This is a genomic window from Actinophytocola sp., assembly GCF_045807065.1.
Lineage (GTDB): Bacteria > Actinomycetota > Actinomycetes > Mycobacteriales > Pseudonocardiaceae > Actinophytocola.
Genome location: NZ_JBJMIE010000711.1, coordinates 1 through 16,876, shown reverse-complemented (window position 1 = coordinate 16,876; position 16,876 = coordinate 1). Strand labels below are relative to the sequence as shown.

The 16,876-nt window shown below is 71.9% G+C and carries 17 protein-coding genes and 1 pseudogene; 13 read left to right on the top strand and 5 right to left on the bottom strand.

The window, feature by feature from the left end; translation table 11 throughout:
* Positions 1-222 precede the first annotated feature (222 nt).
* Positions 223-510 (bottom strand): hypothetical protein, encoded by a 288-nt coding sequence (locus tag ACJ73U_RS41880; RefSeq protein WP_407783337.1) that lies wholly within the window; start codon positions 508-510, stop codon positions 223-225.
* A 282-nt stretch (positions 511-792) separates the two neighbouring features.
* Here ACJ73U_RS41880 and ACJ73U_RS41875 point away from each other — a divergent pair, with 282 nt between their 5' ends.
* The 10 genes from ACJ73U_RS41875 (at position 793) to ACJ73U_RS41830 (ending at position 10,292) form a co-directional block, all read left to right on the top strand.
* Positions 793-1,821, top strand: a complete 1,029-nt coding sequence (locus ACJ73U_RS41875; protein ID WP_407783336.1) for a BMP family ABC transporter substrate-binding protein — start codon at positions 793-795, stop codon at positions 1,819-1,821.
* On the top strand, positions 1,802-3,313 hold the full coding sequence (locus tag ACJ73U_RS41870; RefSeq protein WP_407783335.1) for an ABC transporter ATP-binding protein: 1,512 nt from the start codon (positions 1,802-1,804) through the stop codon (positions 3,311-3,313). Before ACJ73U_RS41875 ends, ACJ73U_RS41870 begins: the two co-directional genes overlap by 20 nt.
* Positions 3,310-4,299, top strand: a complete 990-nt coding sequence (locus ACJ73U_RS41865) for an ABC transporter permease (RefSeq protein ID WP_407783334.1) — start codon at positions 3,310-3,312, stop codon at positions 4,297-4,299. Before ACJ73U_RS41870 ends, ACJ73U_RS41865 begins: the two co-directional genes overlap by 4 nt.
* Before the next feature lie 345 nt (positions 4,300-4,644).
* Positions 4,645-5,517 carry an ABC transporter permease gene (locus ACJ73U_RS41860; RefSeq protein WP_407783333.1) on the top strand — a complete coding sequence of 291 codons (873 nt, stop codon included), beginning with the start codon at positions 4,645-4,647 and terminating at the stop codon, positions 5,515-5,517.
* Positions 5,514-6,239 carry a purine-nucleoside phosphorylase gene (locus tag ACJ73U_RS41855; protein WP_407783332.1) on the top strand — a complete coding sequence of 242 codons (726 nt, stop codon included), beginning with the start codon at positions 5,514-5,516 and terminating at the stop codon, positions 6,237-6,239. The genes ACJ73U_RS41860 and ACJ73U_RS41855 overlap by 4 nt, the downstream gene beginning before the upstream one ends.
* Positions 6,240-6,279: 40 nt before the next feature.
* Entirely contained in the window at positions 6,280-7,437 is a 1,158-nt protein-coding gene (locus ACJ73U_RS41850) for an acyl-CoA dehydrogenase family protein (protein WP_407783331.1), read from the top strand.
* Positions 7,437-8,417 (top strand): methylthioribose-1-phosphate isomerase, encoded by a 981-nt coding sequence (locus tag ACJ73U_RS41845; RefSeq protein WP_407783330.1) that lies wholly within the window; start codon positions 7,437-7,439, stop codon positions 8,415-8,417. The genes ACJ73U_RS41850 and ACJ73U_RS41845 overlap by 1 nt, the downstream gene beginning before the upstream one ends.
* Positions 8,414-9,127: an acireductone synthase gene (gene mtnC, locus ACJ73U_RS41840; RefSeq protein ID WP_407783329.1), complete on the top strand. Its 714-nt coding sequence runs from the start codon at positions 8,414-8,416 to the stop codon at positions 9,125-9,127. The genes ACJ73U_RS41845 and mtnC overlap by 4 nt, the downstream gene beginning before the upstream one ends.
* Complete coding sequence (gene mtnB, locus ACJ73U_RS41835; protein ID WP_407783328.1) at positions 9,124-9,711, top strand: methylthioribulose 1-phosphate dehydratase; 588 nt, start codon at positions 9,124-9,126, stop codon at positions 9,709-9,711. The genes mtnC and mtnB overlap by 4 nt, the downstream gene beginning before the upstream one ends.
* On the top strand, positions 9,711-10,292 hold the full coding sequence (locus ACJ73U_RS41830; RefSeq protein WP_407783327.1) for a 1,2-dihydroxy-3-keto-5-methylthiopentene dioxygenase: 582 nt from the start codon (positions 9,711-9,713) through the stop codon (positions 10,290-10,292). Before mtnB ends, ACJ73U_RS41830 begins: the two co-directional genes overlap by 1 nt.
* On the opposite strand, the gene ACJ73U_RS41825 is transcribed toward ACJ73U_RS41830, so the two are convergent.
* Complete coding sequence (locus ACJ73U_RS41825) at positions 10,270-11,013, bottom strand: ABC transporter permease (RefSeq protein WP_407783326.1); 744 nt, start codon at positions 11,011-11,013, stop codon at positions 10,270-10,272. The two genes, ACJ73U_RS41830 and ACJ73U_RS41825, sit on opposite strands and share 23 nt — an antisense overlap.
* Positions 11,014-11,374: 361 nt before the next feature.
* On the opposite strand from ACJ73U_RS41825, the gene ACJ73U_RS41820 reads away from it, so the two are divergent.
* Positions 11,375-13,444 (top strand): DUF6351 family protein, encoded by a 2,070-nt coding sequence (locus ACJ73U_RS41820; RefSeq protein ID WP_407783325.1) that lies wholly within the window; start codon positions 11,375-11,377, stop codon positions 13,442-13,444.
* A gap of 36 nt (positions 13,445-13,480) precedes the next feature.
* Positions 13,481-14,797 carry an NAD(P)/FAD-dependent oxidoreductase gene (locus ACJ73U_RS41815; protein WP_407783324.1) on the top strand — a complete coding sequence of 439 codons (1,317 nt, stop codon included), beginning with the start codon at positions 13,481-13,483 and terminating at the stop codon, positions 14,795-14,797.
* Here the strand turns inward: ACJ73U_RS41815 and ACJ73U_RS41810 are convergent.
* Positions 14,784-15,221: a LysR family transcriptional regulator gene (locus tag ACJ73U_RS41810; protein ID WP_407783338.1), complete on the bottom strand. Its 438-nt coding sequence runs from the start codon at positions 15,219-15,221 to the stop codon at positions 14,784-14,786. The genes ACJ73U_RS41815 and ACJ73U_RS41810 overlap by 14 nt on opposite strands.
* On the opposite strand from ACJ73U_RS41810, the pseudogene ACJ73U_RS41805 reads away from it, so the two are divergent.
* Positions 15,210-15,880, top strand: a pseudogene (locus ACJ73U_RS41805) (thiamine pyrophosphate-dependent enzyme); the annotation flags it as partial. The gene ACJ73U_RS41810 and the pseudogene ACJ73U_RS41805 sit on opposite strands and share 12 nt — an antisense overlap.
* A 42-nt stretch (positions 15,881-15,922) precedes the next feature.
* Here ACJ73U_RS41805 and ACJ73U_RS41800 read toward each other — a convergent pair.
* Together ACJ73U_RS41800 and ACJ73U_RS41795 are read right to left on the bottom strand one after the other, a co-directional pair.
* On the bottom strand, positions 15,923-16,519 hold the full coding sequence (locus tag ACJ73U_RS41800; protein WP_407783323.1) for a DUF4232 domain-containing protein: 597 nt from the start codon (positions 16,517-16,519) through the stop codon (positions 15,923-15,925).
* 158 nt (positions 16,520-16,677) lie between these two features.
* Positions 16,678-16,876: hypothetical protein (locus ACJ73U_RS41795; RefSeq protein WP_407783322.1), on the bottom strand; the 199-nt coding region annotated here is incomplete at its 5' end.

Genomic DNA, 16,876 nt, shown 5'->3' with positions numbered 1-16,876 from the left:
GCGGACCCGCGTGTCCGACGCTGCGGTCTCGCGTGTCCAACGCTGCGGTCCCGCGTGTCCGACGTCGGTGACCGTGTGTTCGACGAAGGCTGCCGCGACCCTCGGCACGTTTCGTCGAACTCAGCGGTCGTGCGCGTTGGACACGCGGGTTATGGGCGTTGGACACGCGCGGTGGGGCGGGAGCTGAGGCTTGTGGCGGGCCTGCGGCGAAAAGGGGGCGCGTCAGCGGCGCTGGCGGTCCGCGAGCTCTGAGTGCATGCGGATGAGGATCGCGTGTGCGTCGACCACCTCGCCGCGTAGCAGCAGGTCGGCGGCCAGGCGGACGCCGTCGCACTGTGGGCGGACTCGGCAGCTGTCCCCCAGGGCCGCCGTTCTGGCGAGGGCGGTGCGGAGGTCGTCGGCCAGGGCGATGGCGTTCCGCAAGCCCCTCGCCGTCAGCTGTCCGAGCACCTTCTCCACCCCTACGAACAGTTCGTGGCCGGCACGCGGACGGATGTCCGGGGGAGCCACCAGCCGCGGTCCCGGGATTGGTGCTGATCTTGGTACGGCCTCTGTCGCCATACGGTCCTCCTCGTCCTTGAGGTCTGCCCTCCAGTTCCCTCGGCAGGAAGGGGTCAAACCTGAAGACATTCCAACGGGTGACGGCCCACATGCGACAGTCCCATCACGCGAATCCCGCCCGACTCGCCAGTGAACCTCAAGCCCGTCCCAGTTTCTGGGCACGCTGGCCGAATCGTGGGCGCCGTGCATACGGTTGCTCCGGTCGGGTGACACGCGAAAGGGGACCTGCGCATGAGAGCGCATGGGGTGATCTTGCTACTGGCCGCCGGAGTGCTGGCAGCCGGGTGCAACGCGGCGGCGAAGGCTCCCGCGGGCGGGGATGCCGACGGACCGTCGATCGTGTTGGTCACGCCCAACCCGGTCGGCGTCAACGACTTCCTCAAGCTCGCCGTCAAAGGCGCCGAGGACGCTGCTTCCGCGCACAAAGGCACACAGTCGGTCTACCAGAGCACGGACCCGGCTTCCATACAGCAGAACGTGGCGGCCGCCGTCCGCGACAAGCCGGACGTGGTCGTCGCGGTCGGGTTCAACTTCGCCGACGTGCTCGCGCAGCAGGCCGAGCAGCACCCTGACCAGCAGTTCCTCTTCGTCGACTCGTGCACGGAGAAGCAGTACGAGAACGTGACGTGTGCCGTCTTCCGCGAGTACGAGGGAGTTTTTCTCGCGGGCGCCGAGGCCGGGGCGCTCACGAAGACGGGCAAGGTCGGCGCGGTCGTGGCCGTCGACGCACCCCAGTTCCACCGCTACTCCGACCCCTTCGGGCTCGGTGCCCAGAAGGTCAGGCCGGGTGCGGCGCTCTCGCCGCTGTTCATCGGAGGCGCCAACCCCTTCAACGATCCGGGGCGGGCCAAGGAACTGACCGCGACACTCGCCGGCCAGGGCGTGGACTACGTGATGGGCGCGGCGTCCGCGTCCGGCAACCTCGGGGTGTTCGAGGCCGCCAAGGAGCACGGCGTCTTCGCGTTCGGCGTCGACGCCAACCAGTGCCCCGCCTCGCCCGGGGTCGTGGTGGACAACGTGATCAAGCGCACTGATGTGGTGATATCCGACGGGGTGACGGCGATCCTCGACGGTAAGCGCGGCAACACCCGCTCGTACGGGATCAAGGAGGAGGGCATCTCGCTCACCGGACTGCAGCCGGACGTCGACAAGTCACAGTGCGTCATCGCCGATCACCCGGACGTGCTCACCCAGGTCGGCAAGCTGCGAGACGAGATCGCCGCGGGCACCCTCAAGGTCGATGACCCCGCGGCATCCTGAACCGCCGGCGGTCGCGCTCCGGGGGATCGTCAAGCGGTTCCCCGGGGTGCTCGCCAACGACCACGTCGACCTGACCGTCGCGCCGGGCGAGATCCACGCGCTGATGGGGGAGAACGGCGCCGGCAAGTCCACGCTGATGTCGATCCTCTATGGACTGGCGCGGCCGGACGCCGGGGTGGTCGAGCTCGCCGGGCGGCCGGTGTCGTTCGGCTCGGCGGCGGCCGCCATCGAGGCCGGGATCGGCATGGTGCAGCAGGGGTTCGCCCTGTTCGACACGCTGTCGGTGACCGACAACGTGATCTTCGGCGCCGAGCCGCGACGGCGTGGGCTGCTGGACCGGCGCGCGGCGCGCGCCGCGGTCGAGGAGCTGATCGAACGTCACGGTCTGCGACTGCGACCCACGGATCGTGTGGGTGACCTGCCGGTCGGACTGCGGCAGCAGGTGGAAATCCTGAAGCTGCTGTACCGGCAGGCGAGCGTGCTCATCCTCGACGAGCCGACCGCGGTGCTCACACCGGCCGAGACCGACCGGCTGTTCGACGTGCTGCGCGGGCTGGCCATCGAGGGCCGCACGATCCTGTTCGTCTCGCACAAGCTGCACGAAGTGCTTGCGCTGAGCGACAACGTCACCGTGCTGCGTGATGGCCGGGTCACTCTTTCGTCGGCAACAGCGGACACGGACCGTGCCGCCCTGGCCGCGGCGATGACCGGCCGGGACGTCGAGCTGGACAAGATTCATCCGGTCGGGACGCCCGGCGAGGTCCTGCTCTCCGTCCGCGGGCTGACCCTGCACGGCCATCCGGCGCTCCACGGGGTGTCGCTGGAGGTGCGGGCCGGCGAGGTGGTGGGTATCGCCGGGGTGGCGGGCAACGGGCAGACGGAGCTGGTCGCCGCGATCGCCGGCCTCCGCCCGGTCGACGCCGGGACGGTGACGGTGAACGGCCGGGACGTCAGCGGGTTGCCGGTGCGGCAGCGGCGGGCGGCCGGCCTCGCGCACGTGCCGGAGGACCGCGCGGAGGTCGGCAGCGCACCCGGGGCGACGGTCGCCGACAACCTGGCGGTCGGGTTCCAGCGGCGGCTCGCCCGGCGCGGGTTCCTGCGGCCGCGCGACATCAGGAGGCACGGCGCGGCGATCGTCGACGAGTACGGGGTGCGGGCGGGCGGCGTGGCGGCGCCGATGCGGACGCTGTCCGGCGGCAACCAGCAGAAGGCGATCCTCGGCCGGGAGCTGGCGCACGACGCGCCGGTGCTGCTGGTCGAGCAGCCGACGCGGGGCGTGGACATCGGCGCGATCGTGCAGATCCACCAGCGGATCGTCGCCTACCGCGACGCCGGGCACGCCGTGCTGCTGGTGTCGGCGGAGCTGTCGGAGATCCGCGCGCTGGCCGACCGGGTGCTCGTGCTGTACGAGGGGCGGATCGTCGCGGAGTTCACCAAGGACGAGGCCACCAACTCCGCCCTCGGGCTGGCGATGGCCGGAGGCGCCGGGTGAGGACGGTTCTCGTCACCCTTGTGGGTGCGTTGGTGCTGGGCGCGGTGTTACTGGCCGCGACCGGCGCGAACCCGCTCGACGCGTACTGGGCGATCGTGACGGGCGCGTTCGGCCCGGACGGCATCCAGGACACGCTCGCGTACGCGGTGCCGGTGGCCGGCATGGCGACGGCGCTGGCGATCCCGTTGCGTGCCGGCATGGTGAACCTCGGCGGCGAGGGCCAGCTGGTGCTCGGTGCGATCAGCGCGATCGTGGTGGGACCGCATGTGCCGGGCGTGCTCGGCATCGTCGCGGCGCTGGTGGCGGGGACGCTGGCGGGTGCGCTGTACGCGTCGGTGGCGGCGGTCTGCGAGACCCGCTTGGGTGTACCACTTTTGGTGTCGTCGCTGCTGCTCAGTTACCCGGCGATGTCGTTCGCGGCGTACCTGGTGCGGTTCCCGATGCGGGACGCCGGGTCGAGCCTGCCGCAGAGCGAGCAGCTGCCGCCGGATGTGCGGCTGCCGGCACTGGGGTCCGTGACGATGGGCGTGTTCCTGATCGTGGCGGCGGTGGCGGTGTTCGCGGTGGTCGACGCGCGGACGCCGGCGGGCTTCGAGGCACGCGTCACGGGGTGGGGCCCGCGGTTCGCGGCGTACGCGGGGATCGAGCGGCCGGGGCTGACGGTGCGGTTGCTGGCGTGCTCGGGCGGCTTGGCGGGCTTGGTGGGGGCGGTGGTGGTGCTGGGGTTCCCGTACCGGTTCATCGACGGGGCGTTGATCACGCCGCAGTACACGTGGGTCGGACTGCTGGCGGCGCTGCTGGCGGCGGCGAACCCGCTGGGCACACTCGTGGCGGCGGTCTTCTTCGCCGCCCTGACGAGCGGCGGCTTCGCGATGGAACGCGCGACCCAGGTCCCGAGGGAGCTGACCGCGGTCCTCCAGGCGATCCTGATCATCTTCCTGGCCGCGGCGACGGGCCTGCTCCGCAAGAGGAGGACCTCGACATGACTGTGGACAACCCGCCGCTCACCCGGCGGAATCGTCGGTGCTGCCCGGTAGCGTTGAAATCGGGGGGCCCCTTGGGTGATGAGTGGGACTTTCGTTCGGGTTGGGTGGGTGAATTTGGTGGGCGGGTTGCGTTGGTGGTGCGGGATTGTCGGTGGTCGTCGGTAGCGTTGAAATCGGGGGACCCCCTGGGTGATGAGTGGGACTTTCGTTCGGGTTGGGTGGGTGAATTTGGTGGGCGGGTTGCGTTGGTGGCGCGGGATTGTCGGTGGTTGCCGGTAGTGTTGAAACCGGGGGATCCCCTGACCTGCACGAATGGGACTTTCGTGCAGGGGAGGGGGTGTCGGCATGATTGACGCCGCTCTCTTCGCCTCTGCCCTCGGGGCGCTCACGCCCATCCTCTTCGCCGCGTTGGCCGGGGCCTTGTGCCAGCGGGCCGGGGTCTTCAACATCTCGCTCGAGGGGACCATGCTCGTCGGGGCGTTCGCCGGGGTCGCCGGGTCCTGGTACGGCGGGAGTGCGTGGCTCGGGGTGCTGGTCGCCGTGGTCGCCGGGACCGGCTACTCGCTCATTCTCGCCGTCGGTCATGTGTCCTTCGGTGGGGACGCGATCGTGCTCGGGGTTGCCATCAACCTGCTCGCCGTGGGGTTGACCAGCTTCCTCATCCGGACCGTGTTCGGGACCCGTGGCACCTTCAGCGATCCCACGCTCCAGGGGTTGCCCGACCTGGACCTGGGTGGCATCCCGGTGCTGTCCGGGCACTCCCTGCTCGTCTACCTCTCCTGGCTCGCCGTGCCGGGGCTCGCGGTGCTGCTCTACCGGCACCCGTGGGGGCTTCGGCTCCGCGGCGTCGGCGAACGGCCGGAAGCCGCCGCCAGCCTCGGGGTCAGTGTCACCCGGTACCGCTACGGCGTGATCCTCGCCGGGGGCGCGCTCTGCGGGCTCGCCGGCGCGCAGCTCGCCCTCGGCAACGTCACCCTCTTCTCCGAGAACATGACCGCCGGGCGCGGGTGGATCGCCGTGGTGGCCGTCATGCTCGGGCGGGCCCTGCCCTGGGGTGTCCTCGCCGCCGCCGTGCTGTTCGGGCTCGCCGAGGCGTTCGGGTTCCGGCTCCAGGGCGTCGGGTTGCCGCAGCAGGCGACCGACGCCGCTCCCTACGTCGTCACGCTCGTCGCGTTGTTCCTCTCCAGCGCGCGGCTTCGCAGGAGGACCTCCTCATGACCCTGCCCATCACCAAGATCCCCCGGACCGGGTTGCCCGGGCACGCGCTGGTCGTCGGCGACCCCGAGCGCGCCACGGCCGTCGCCGGGCTGCTCACCGATCCCACGCTCATCGGGCAGAACCGGGAGTACCGCAGCTACCGGGGCACCTGGCAGGGCACGCCCGTCGTCGTGTCGTCACACGGGGTCGGCGGCCCCGGCGCGCTCTGCCAGTTCCGCGAGCTGGCCGAGGCCGGGGTGCACACGTTCATCCGGTTCGGGACCGCCGGCTCCCTCCGGGACGACATCCTCGACGGGGACCTCGTCATCGCCGAGGCCGCGGTGCGCGACGACGGGGTCACCCAGCAGCTCGTGCGGCCCGAGTACCCGGCCTTCGCCACGCCGGAGGCGGTCCTCGCGCTCACCGCCGCCGCCACGGCCCACCAGGCGCGGGCCCACCGCGGTGTCGTCTGGACCCGGGCCGCGTTCAGCCCGATGGTGCGGGAGCTGCCCACGCGGGAGTACCTGGCCGCCGGGGTCCGCGCGATCGAGATGGAGCTGTCCACCCTGCTCGTGTTCGCCGGCCTGTCCGGGCTGCGTGCCGGCGGCGTGCTGGTCATCGACGGCAACGCTACCGTCGACAACACCGACCCGACCTCGTACAACCCGCACCGGCACGTCGTCGTCGACGCGGTCGCCAGGGGGAGCGCGGTCGCCCTCGACGCACTGGTGGCCCTGGCATGAGCGGAGCTTTCCGGCGCCACGGAGCGGATGAGGGGACGGCATGAGCTGGCGGGAGAGAACGGACAAGCTCGTCGACACCCTGCGTGCCGACGCCGCCGAGCGGGACCTGGCCGGCGCCGAGCCCACCCGCGAGGTCGCGCTGCTCAAGGAGTCGGGCCTGCTCACACTCCTCATCCCGGCCGACCGCGGCGGCATGGGCGAGAGCTGGCTCACCGCCAACGCCGTCACCCGCGTCGTGGCCGCCGCCGACGCCAACGTCGGTCACCTGCTCGGCTACCACTACCTGCAGCTGTGGCGGGGCGAGCTGTTCGACCGGCCCGACCTCGTCGCGCGGCTGCACCGGGAAACCACCGCGGACAACCACTTCTGGGCCGGCATCAGCAACCCGCTCGACGCGGCGCTCCAGCTGACCCCGACCGCCGGCGGGTTCCTCGTCAACGGCCGCAAGACGTTCGCCACCGGCGCCTCGGTCGCCGACCGGCTCGTCGTCAGCGCCACCCGGACGGACGCCGAGGAGAAGCTCACGTTCGTCATCGACGCCCGCACGCCCGGCATCGAGTACCTCCGCGACTGGGACAACATCGGCCAGCGGCTGACCACCAGCGGCGGCGTCGTGTTCACCGACGCGTTCCTGCCCGCGGACGACGTGCTCGGCGCGCAACCCGAGGAGCTGGTGCCGCGCCAGTCGCTGGCCGCGATCTCCTTCCAGCTGTTCCTCGCCCAGATCTACGTGGGCATCGCGGAGGGCGCGCTCCTCGAGGCCGCCGACTACACCCGCCACCGGAGCCGCCCGTGGTTCCTGTCCGGAGTGGACAGCGCGGTGGACGACCCGCACGTCGTGGCCGGCTACGGCGAGCTGGTCGCACAGGTCCGGGCGGCGGGCGCGCTCACCGACGAGGCAGCCCGCGCGCTCGGCGAGGCGTTCGACCGCGGGCCCGAGCTGTCGGCGGCCGAGCGGGCCGAGGCGGCGGTCGCCATCTCCGCGGCGAAGGTGGTGGCGACCAGGGTGGTCAACGAGACCACGTCGAAGGTGTTCGAGTTCGTCGGCGCCCGCGGCACGGCCAGCAAGTACGCGTTCGACCGCTTCTGGCGCAACGCGCGCACGCTCACCCTGCACGACCCCGTGGTGTACAAGGCACGCGAGGTCGGCGCGCACTTCCTCACCGGGGAGAACCCGCCGTACACGGGGTACACGTGATGGGCCCGGTCCTCGCCGACAGCGTCCGGCTCACCGACGACGGCGTCGAGATCCTGGACCGCAGGGTGTTCCCCGCCGAACGCGTGTGGGTGCACTGCGCGTCCGTCGAGGACGTCGCGAAGGCCATCGAGGACATGGTGACCCAGTCCTCCGGCCCGTACTTCGCCGCGCTGTGGGGGATGGTGCTCGCCGCGCGGGAGGCCCGTTCCCTGGCCGCGGAGGACGCCCGCGCACACCTGGCGAAGGCCGGAGAACGGCTGATCGCCACCCGCCGCACCAACAACCACCTGCGCAAAGCCGTCGCCGCCGCACTGTCCGGCGTGGACGGGCAGACCGGTGACGACCTCGCGGCCGCTGTGCTGGCGGGCGCGCGGGCCGGTGACGAGCGGTACCGCTCCCGCAGCGCCGCCCTGGGCCGGCACACCGCCGAACTGCTGCCGGACAAGGCAACCGTGCTCACCCACTGCTGGGCCGACCTGTACCTGGTGGAGCTGGTGCGCGCGGCCGCCGGCAAGGACCTCGCGTTCGTCTGCACCGAGACCCGGCCGTACCTGCAGGGCGCGCGGCTCACCGCGGAGACGTTGGCGGAGATGGGCGTCGACACCACGGTGATCACCGACGGCATGGGTGCGGCCGTGCTGTCCAGCGGCCGGGTCGACGCCCTCGTCACCGCCGCCGACCGCGTCACCATGGACGGCCACGTGGTCAACAAGATCGGCACGCTCGGGCTCGCCGTCGCGGCGCACGCGTTCGACGTGCCGTTCCACGCGATGGTGCAGGCACCCGACCGGCTCGCACCCACCGCGGCCGACGTGCCGATCGAGTACCGCGACGGCACGGAGGTGTTGAACCGGCCGGGGATCCGTGGGCTCTACCCGGCCTTCGACATCACCCCGCCGCGGTTCGTGACGACCGTCGTCACCGACCGCGGTCCGTTCTCCCCGCGCCAGCTGGGTTCCTACTACGAGGAGATTCCGTGAAGGTTGACTGGGTGGTCCTCGACATCGAGGGCACGCTCACCGCGACCAGCCAGGTGCACGTCGTGCTGTACGACTACGCGCGGCCCCGGCTCGGCCCGTGGATCGACGCGCACGGCGACGACCCCGTGGTGGCGGACGCCGTCGCGGAGATCCGCGAGCTGGGCGGCCTGCCACCCGCCGCGGGCACGGACGAGGTGGTCGCGGTCCTGCACGGCTGGATGGCCGCGGACCAGAAGATCGCGCCGCTCAAGACGTTGCAGGGGCTGATCTGGGAGAAGGGCTACGCGGACGGCGACCTCACGACCCAGCTGTTCGCCGACGTGGCGCCGAAGCTGCGGCTGTGGCACGCGGGAGGGCCGCGGCTCGCGGTGTTCTCGTCCGGCTCGGTGGCCGGGCAGGTCGCGTCGTTCTCCCGCACCACCGACGGCGACCTGACCGCCCTGTTCAGCCGGCACTTCGACACCGTCAACGCCGGGCCGAAGCGCGAGGAGCCTTCGTACCGGGCCATCGCCGCGGCACTCGGGGCGGAGCCGGCGCGGATCGTGTTCTTCTCCGACGTGCCGGCCGAGCTGGACGCGGCTCGTGCGGCCGGCTGGCAGACGGTCGGCGTGGCACGGAAGGGCGAGCCGTTCGGGGACGCCGACTTCGGGCCGCACCGGACCATCGGCTCGTTCGACGAGGTCGACGAGATCGACGAGGTGGACCTGTGAGCGTCGGCCAGGACCTCGCCGACGAGGCCGCGCGCTACGCGTCGATGGGCTGGATGCGGGGCACGTCCGGCAACCTGTCCGTGGTGCTGGACCGCGACCCGCTGCGGCTCGCGGTCACGGCCAGCGGCCTGGACAAGGGCGAGCTGACCGCCGACGACCACGTGGAGGTCGACGCGCACGGCGAGCCCCTCGGCCCCGGCGTCCCGTCCGCGGAGGCCGGGCTGCACGCCAGGATCGCGGCGGTCTCCGGTGCCGGCGCGGTCGTGCACGTCCACGCGCTGGCCCCCGTGCTGGCGGCCGAACGCTGGCCGGGCGGGGTCCAGCTCGCGGACCTGGAGATGCTGAAGGGCTTCGGACGGCAGGCCCACGGCGACCTGGTCACCATCCCGGTCATCCCGAACGGCCAGGACATGCGGGTCCTCGGCGACGCGTTCGAACGCGGCTACCGCGCCGACACCCCGGCGCTGATCGTGGCCAGGCACGGCAGCTACGTGTGGGGCGCGGACCTGCGGCAGGCCCGCCACCGGCTGGAGTGCCTGGAATGGCTGCTGCGGTTCATACTCGAAACGGGAAGGGGAGCGTGATGACACTGCTGACCGTGTGGGCCGACGACGACCCGGACACCGTACTGACCCGGACCACCGACGCGGACACCATCGCCGACGAGCTGAAGCAGCACGGGGTGCGGTTCGAGCGCTGGCCCGTGGTCGAGGACCTGCCCGAGCGCCCGACCTCGGACGAGGTGCTGGCCGCCTACGAGCCGTACGTGGCGCGGGTGGTCGAGAACGAGGGCTACGTCCTGGTCGACGCGCTGCACATGACGCCGGAGGACACCGACGAGTGGCGCGCGAAGGCCGCCGAGGCGCGGCAGAGGTTCCTGAACGAGCACACCCATGACGACGACGAGGACCGGTTCTTCGCGCGGGGCGCCGGGGTGTTCTACCTGCACGTCGGCGGCAGGGTCTACGGGGTGCTGTGTGAGGCGGGCGACCTGCTGAGCGTGCCGGCCGACACGACGCACTGGTTCGACATGGGCACGCGGCCGGACTACGTCTCGATCCGGTTCTTCCATGACGAGGACGGCTGGGTCGGCAACTTCACCGGGGCGCGGCTGTCGGACCGCTTCGCCGACTTCGACACGCTCATGTCCATCCGGCGGGGCTGAGTTTTCGGTTCGCCACCAGTTCCACGGTGATGAGCACGGCGATGCCCTCGATCGCCAGGAGTGCGATGAGGACGAGGAGCTGGGTGGCGCCGGCCTGCAGCGGTGAGCCGCCGCCGAGCAGGATGCCGACGAACGTGCCGGGCAGCGTGACCAGGCCGACCGTGCGGGTCTGGTCGAGCACGGGCACGAGGGCCTGACCGGCGGTGGGTCGCACAATGAGACGGACGGCGTCCTGGTCGGTGAACCCGAGTGCCAGGGCGGCCTCGTACTCGCCGCGGCGGGCGGTCAGCTCGTCCAGCGCGCGTCTGCCGGCGAGCGAGGTGGCGGTCATGGCGCCGCCGATGAGGATGCCGGCGATCGGGACGACGGCCAGCGGGTTCGCCGGCACGATGCGGGTCGCGAGCAGCAGCCCGAGGATGGGCGCGACCCCGACGCCGATCGACGCCGCGACCCACCGCCCGTGCCTGGCCCTGGTGATGCGCCGCGCGGAGGTCCACGCCGCGATGCCGAACATGAACAGCACGAACGCGGCGGTCAGCCACCCGCTCCTGAGCACGAAGACGATGACGAGGCTGACCGCGGCGAGCTGGCCGACCGCCCGCACCGCCGCGGTGACCACCGGCCGCCACGAGCCGAGCCGACCTACCCCGATGACAGCGGCGCCACCCACGATGAGCAGGGCGAGCACAGTGCCCAGCGGCCACCCGAGCACGACGTTCATGCGCTAACCGTAGGCAGCACGCACTCGAACCACAGACTTGCCCACACCGCGTGTCCAACGCTCCGACCCCGCGTGTCCGACGCTCCGACCCCGCGTGTCCAACGTTCTGGACCCGCGTGTCCGACGTTCCGAACTCGCGTGTCCGACGTTCCGAACTCGCGTGTCCGACGTTCCGAACTCGCGTGTCCGACGTTCCGAACTCGCGTGTCCGACGTTCCGAACTCGCGTGTCCGACGTTCCGGACCCGCGTGTCCAACGATCCGGCGAATGGCGGAGCGGCCGGATTTGTCGAACTCAGCAGTCGCGCGGGTTGGACACGCGGGTCGTGCGGGTTGGACACGCGAGGGATTAGGCTCTGCGCGTGACCCGCGCCTGTGCTGTCGCCACGGTCCTGCTCACGGCCGCCCTGGCCCTGACCGGGTTGACGGGGGTGACCGCCGCCGACCCGCGGCACGGCCTCACCGTCACGGTCCTGTCCAACACCAAGTCCGAGTTCGTCAGCGGCGGCGACGTGCTGGTGCGGGTGTCCCGCGACGAGCACGTGCGGGTGCTGCGCAACGGCGCGGACGTCACGGCCGGCTTCACCGCCCAGCCCGACGGCTCGCTGCTCGGCGTGGTGCGCGGCCTGCGCGACGGCCGCAACACGATCTCCGCGTTGGCCCGGGACCGGCAGGCGTCCGTCCGCGTGGTGAACCACCCCATCTCCGGCCCGGTGTTCTCCGGCCCGCAGCAGCACCCGTTCTACTGCCAGACCGAGGCGTTCGGGCTCGCGCCGGCGCGGCAGCCGCTGTGCGAGGCACCGACCGTGGTCCGGTACGCCTATCGCACCACCACCGGCCAGTTCAAACCGCTCGCCGATCCCGCGAGCCGGCCCGCCGACCTCGCGACCGCCGACGTCGAGGGCGTGACCGTGCCGTACGTCGTGCGCGTCGAGGTCGGCGTCATCGACCGGGCCGTCTACCAGCTGGCGGCGCTCTACGACGGCAAGGACCCGTCGCCGGTCAGCCCGGAGACCGGCTGGAACCGCCGGCTCGTCTACAACTTCGGCGGTGGCTGCAACAGCGGCTACCGCCAGGGCACGACCACCGCCGACGTGCTGGTGGACCTGTTCCTGTCGCAGGGCTACGCGGTCGCGTCGTCCACGCTCAACGTGCTGGACAACAACTGCAGCCCCATCATCTCCGCCGAGGCCGCGATGATGGTCAAGGAGCACTTCCTCGAGACCTACGGCCCCGCCCGGCACACGATCGGCTGGGGCGGCTCCGGCGGCGGCATCCAGCAGTACGACATCGCCGACGCCTACCCGGGCATCCTCGACGGGATCATCCCGGGCATCTCGTTCCCCGACCCGCTGACGACCACGGCCCCGGTCACCGACTGCGGCCTGCTCAACGCCTACTTCGCGAAGGGCGGCTTCACGCCGGAGCAGCAACGGGCGGTCTCCGGTTACAACACCTACGACACGTGCACGTCCTGGGGCGTCACGTTCCTCAACCGGACGACGGCGACCGGCAGCTGCGACCCGGTCATCCCGCCCGCGACGCGCTGGGACCCCGTCAGCAACCCGAACGGCCAGCGCTGCTCCGCGTCCGAGCAGTGGGTCAACCAGCTCGGCCGCGACCCGAGGACCGGGTTCGTGCGGGCGGTGCTGGACAACACCGGTGTGCAGTACGGCCTGAGCGCGCTGAGGGCCGGGCAGATCACGCCCGCCCAGTTCGCGGCACTGAACGCCGGCGTCGGCGGCTACGACTACGCGGGCCGGCCGATCCCCGGCCGCACCACGGGAGACCCGCGCGGCCTGAGCGCCGCGTACGCGAGCGACCTGGTCAACACGGCGTCGCAGGGCCTGCGGTACACACCGGTCATCGACCAGCGCACGTACCTGGACCGCATCCCGGTCGGGGACATCCACACCGCGGAGATGTCGTTCATCATGCGGGACCGCCTGCGCTCGGCCAACGGCACGGCCGCCAACCAGGTGATCATCTTCTCGTCCGCGGACCCGGCCCAGTCGAACGCCGCGGCCGCCTACCAGCTGGACGCCATGGACCGCTGGCTCTCCGCCCTCGACGACGACCCCTCCCACCGCGACCGCGCGGCCAAGGTCATCGCGAACAAGCCACGCGACCTGACCGACGGCTGCTTCGTCTCCGCGACGGAGCGGATCAGCGAGAAGCTCTCGTACCCGCCGACGGGCCGCTGCGGCCAGCTGTACCCGGTGGCCGCGAACCCCCGCCTGGCCGCGGGCGCGAACCTCTCGATGACGACGATCAAGTGCCGGGTGAAGCCGTTGAACTTCAACGATTATCCGGTGACGTTCACCGCCGAGGAGAAGGCCCAACTGCGCCAGGCCTTCCCGAAGGGCGTGTGCGACTACAGCCGGAAGGGTGTGGGTGAGCGGCCGGCGGCGGGGGTGTGGCGCAGCTACTGAGTTTCGCTTTCGGCTGGCTCGGGTAACGATGGTGGCATGCCATCGAAGCGAGTCGTGATCGTGGGTGGCGGGTTCGCCGGGTATGAGGCGGCCCGCGCACTGCTCAAGATCGTTTCCAGAACCGGTGACGACATCGAGGTCGTGCTGGTCAACCCGACCGACTACTTCCTCTACCTGCCGCTGCTGCCCGAGGTCGCGGCCGCCGTCCTCGATCCGCGGCGAGTGACGGTGTCGTTGCCCGCCACCCTGCCGGGGGTTCGGCTCGCGCTCGGGACGGTGCACGCGATCGACCTCGAGAGCCGCAAGGTCGCCTACACCGACCCGGAGGGCGCCGAGCGCTCGCTCGACTACGACCGGCTCGTGCTCGCGGCCGGCAGTGTCAACAAACTGCTGCCCATCCAGGGGGTCAGCGAGCACGCGCACGGCTTCCGCGGCGTGCCGGAGGCCCTGTACCTGCGCGACCACATCGTGCGGCAGATCGAGTTGGCCACCGCGGCCGACGACCAGGCCGAGCGGGACGCGCGCTGCACCTTCGTGGTCGTCGGCGCCGGCTACACGGGTACCGAGGTCGCCGCGCAGGGGCCCGTGTTCACGGCGGCGATCGCCGGGCGGCACCCGGAGCTGGCGGGGCAGAAGATCCGCTGGATGCTGCTCGACGTCGCGCCGCGGGTCCTGCCCGAGCTGGACAAACGCCTCTCCCGCGCGGCGGACAGGGTGCTGCGCGAGCGCGGCGTCGAGGTCCGCATGGGGGACACGGTCGAGGAGGCCACCGGGGAGGGCGTGCGGCTGAAGAGCGGCGGCTTCGTGGCGAACCGGACCCTCGTGTGGTGTGTCGGGGTGCGGCCGGACCCGCTGGTCGAGAACACGGGCCTGCCGACGCAGAAGGGCCGGCTCGTCACCGAGCCCACGCTGGTCGTGCCCGGCCACCCCGAGGTCTTCGCCTGCGGCGACGCGGCGGCCGTGCCGGACCTGACCCGTCCCGGTCAGGCGACCGCGATGACCGCGCAGCACGCGACGCGGCAGGGCAAGCTCGCCGGGCACAACGTGTACGCGTCGCTGACCGGTGGGCAGCTGCGCCCGTACAAGCACCACGACCTGGGCTTCGTCGTGGACCTCGGACGCGGCGAGGCGGCGGCGAACCCGCTGCGGATCCCGCTGGCCGGGTTCCCCGCGCGGGTCGTCACCCGCGGCTACCACCTGATGGCCATGCCGGGCAACCGCGTCCGCACGGCCGTGGACTGGGCGCTCGACTTCCTGCTCGGCCGGCAGTCGGTGCAGCTCGGCCTGGTGCGGGGCCCGCACGTCCCGCTGGACACGGACAGCCCGGAGCTGCCCCGAGTCACCGGTAAGTGAGGAGGTGCTCGCGGAACCGGGCGGACAGCGCGGGTAGCGTCCGCCCGGCGAGCCATGCCACGCCGATGTCGCGCTCCGACGGCACGTCCGTCACCCGAAGGTGTGGAGCTGTCGATGGCGCCTGCGGCGGTGGCAGCAATGCGACGCCCAACCCCGCGGTGACCAGGCCGCGCAACGTCTCGCCCTCCTCGCCCTCGAAGCCGACGCGGGGCGTGAAGCCGGCGGCGGGCTGCCCGGGATCGCCGCTGGTCACCACGAGGTCCGCGGTGCCGTCGAGCAGCTCGGCGCCCACCTCGCGCTCGGCTCGCCGCAACGCGCGGGACAGCGCAGGCTGGGTCAGTCGGGCGCGTGTGCCGGTGTCGGTGACTGTCGCCCCGCTCGCCACCTGGCGGAACAGGCGCAGCGCCGGCACCGCGGGGCGCACGACGAGGTGATGTCGCTGGCCGCCCCGGTGGGGCGCTCGCTGGGCGGCAAGGAGTGCATCCAGTACGACAACCCGTACGACGTGGGCATGAGCGGCCTGCTGGGGTACGGCGCCTGCTACGAGGCGATGCACGAGGCGGACCTGGTCGTCCTGCTGGGGACGGACTTCCCGTACGACAACTTCCTGCCGGGCGAGCACACCGTGCAGATCGACAGCGACCCCGCGCACCTCGGCCGGCGCACGCCGCTGGTGCTGGCCGGGCACGGCTCGGTGCGGGAGACCGTGCGGGCCGTGCTGCCGGAGCTGCGGTCGGGCCGTGACCGGACGTTCCTGGATCGCTGGTCGACGGCCTGCCGGACTACGGGACGGACCACCCCCCGGTGGACTTCGCGGCGGTCGCCGCGGGCTGTGGTGTGTGGTCGACCCGCGTGACGGAGCCGCCGTCGATCCGCGGGGCGTTGGAGAAGGCGTTCGCCCACCCCGGCCCGGCCCTGGTCGAGCTGGTGACGGACCCGAACGCGCTGTCCATCCCGCCGAAGATCACCGGTGAGATGGTGCGCGGGTTCGCGCTCGCGGCGAGCAGGACCGTGCTCAACGGCGGGGTCGGCAAGATGCTCGAGTTGGCCCGCAGCAACCTGCGCAACGCGCCGCGGCCGTAGGGCGCCGCCGGCTCTGCTCGGTGCCGGCCGTGCTCGACCGGCTCAGGTCTTCTGCCAGGCCTGGACGCCGAGCTTGCCGGTGTTGCCGAGGTCGATGGTCACCGTCGTCGTGCCGGTGACGTCATTCGGTATGACCAGCGGGACGTCCTGCCACGGTTCGCCCTGTGTCGGCGCGGCTTCGAGGCGTGTGGCCGTGGTCGCCTTCACCGTGGAGTCGGTGACCAGGTTGCGCCACAGCAGTCCGGAGCGGGCCTTCTCGCCGGGTTGCAGGACCACGTCCCGCGGTGGGTCGTCGAACTCCGGCACCACCGCGATGTCCCCGGACCCCTGCCGCACCGCGACCTCGACCGGCTGGTCGTCCTCGTCGTAGAGCCGCAGGGCGGGATAGCCGTGCACGGTGACCGGGGCCCTGCCGCAGTTGGCCAGCTCGATGCTCAGCGTCCGCAGCCCCATCGCGGCGTCGCCGCCCACGACCGAGATGCGCACACCCTTCGGTGCGCACCGCGGCACCTTCTGCGGCGGCGCGGGCCTGGTCGAGGTCCTCGGCACGGGAGGGATGTCCGGGCCGCTCGCCGCGGGCCGGACACCGCAACCCGCCAGCAACGCCAGCCCCAGAACGCCCAGGAGAACCCGTCTCACGCCGAGGAGCGTACCGAGCGGCTGGCCCGCCTCCCCGCAGTTCTGTGTTCCGGCGAAGGTGCCGGTGTCGAGGTGGGTTGTGGCTGGGTGCCGGCACGTTCCCCTGAGGTGACCGTCGGTCGGGGCGAGACTGGGCACAAAGGTCCAGAGGCCAGGCTTCAGCCGCCCGGACGTCGGGGGCGTTCGGCGATGTCGAGAGCCTCTTCGCGTAGTGCCGAGCGCACCGCGGTGGCGGGACCGGTGAGGGCGCCGATCCGCGCGAGCAGCATCGAGCGGCCCGTCCACCGCGGGTCGTCGACCTCGACGCAGACGACGCCGGCGGGCAGGGCGCTCGCCGCGAGGCTCGGGACGGTCGTG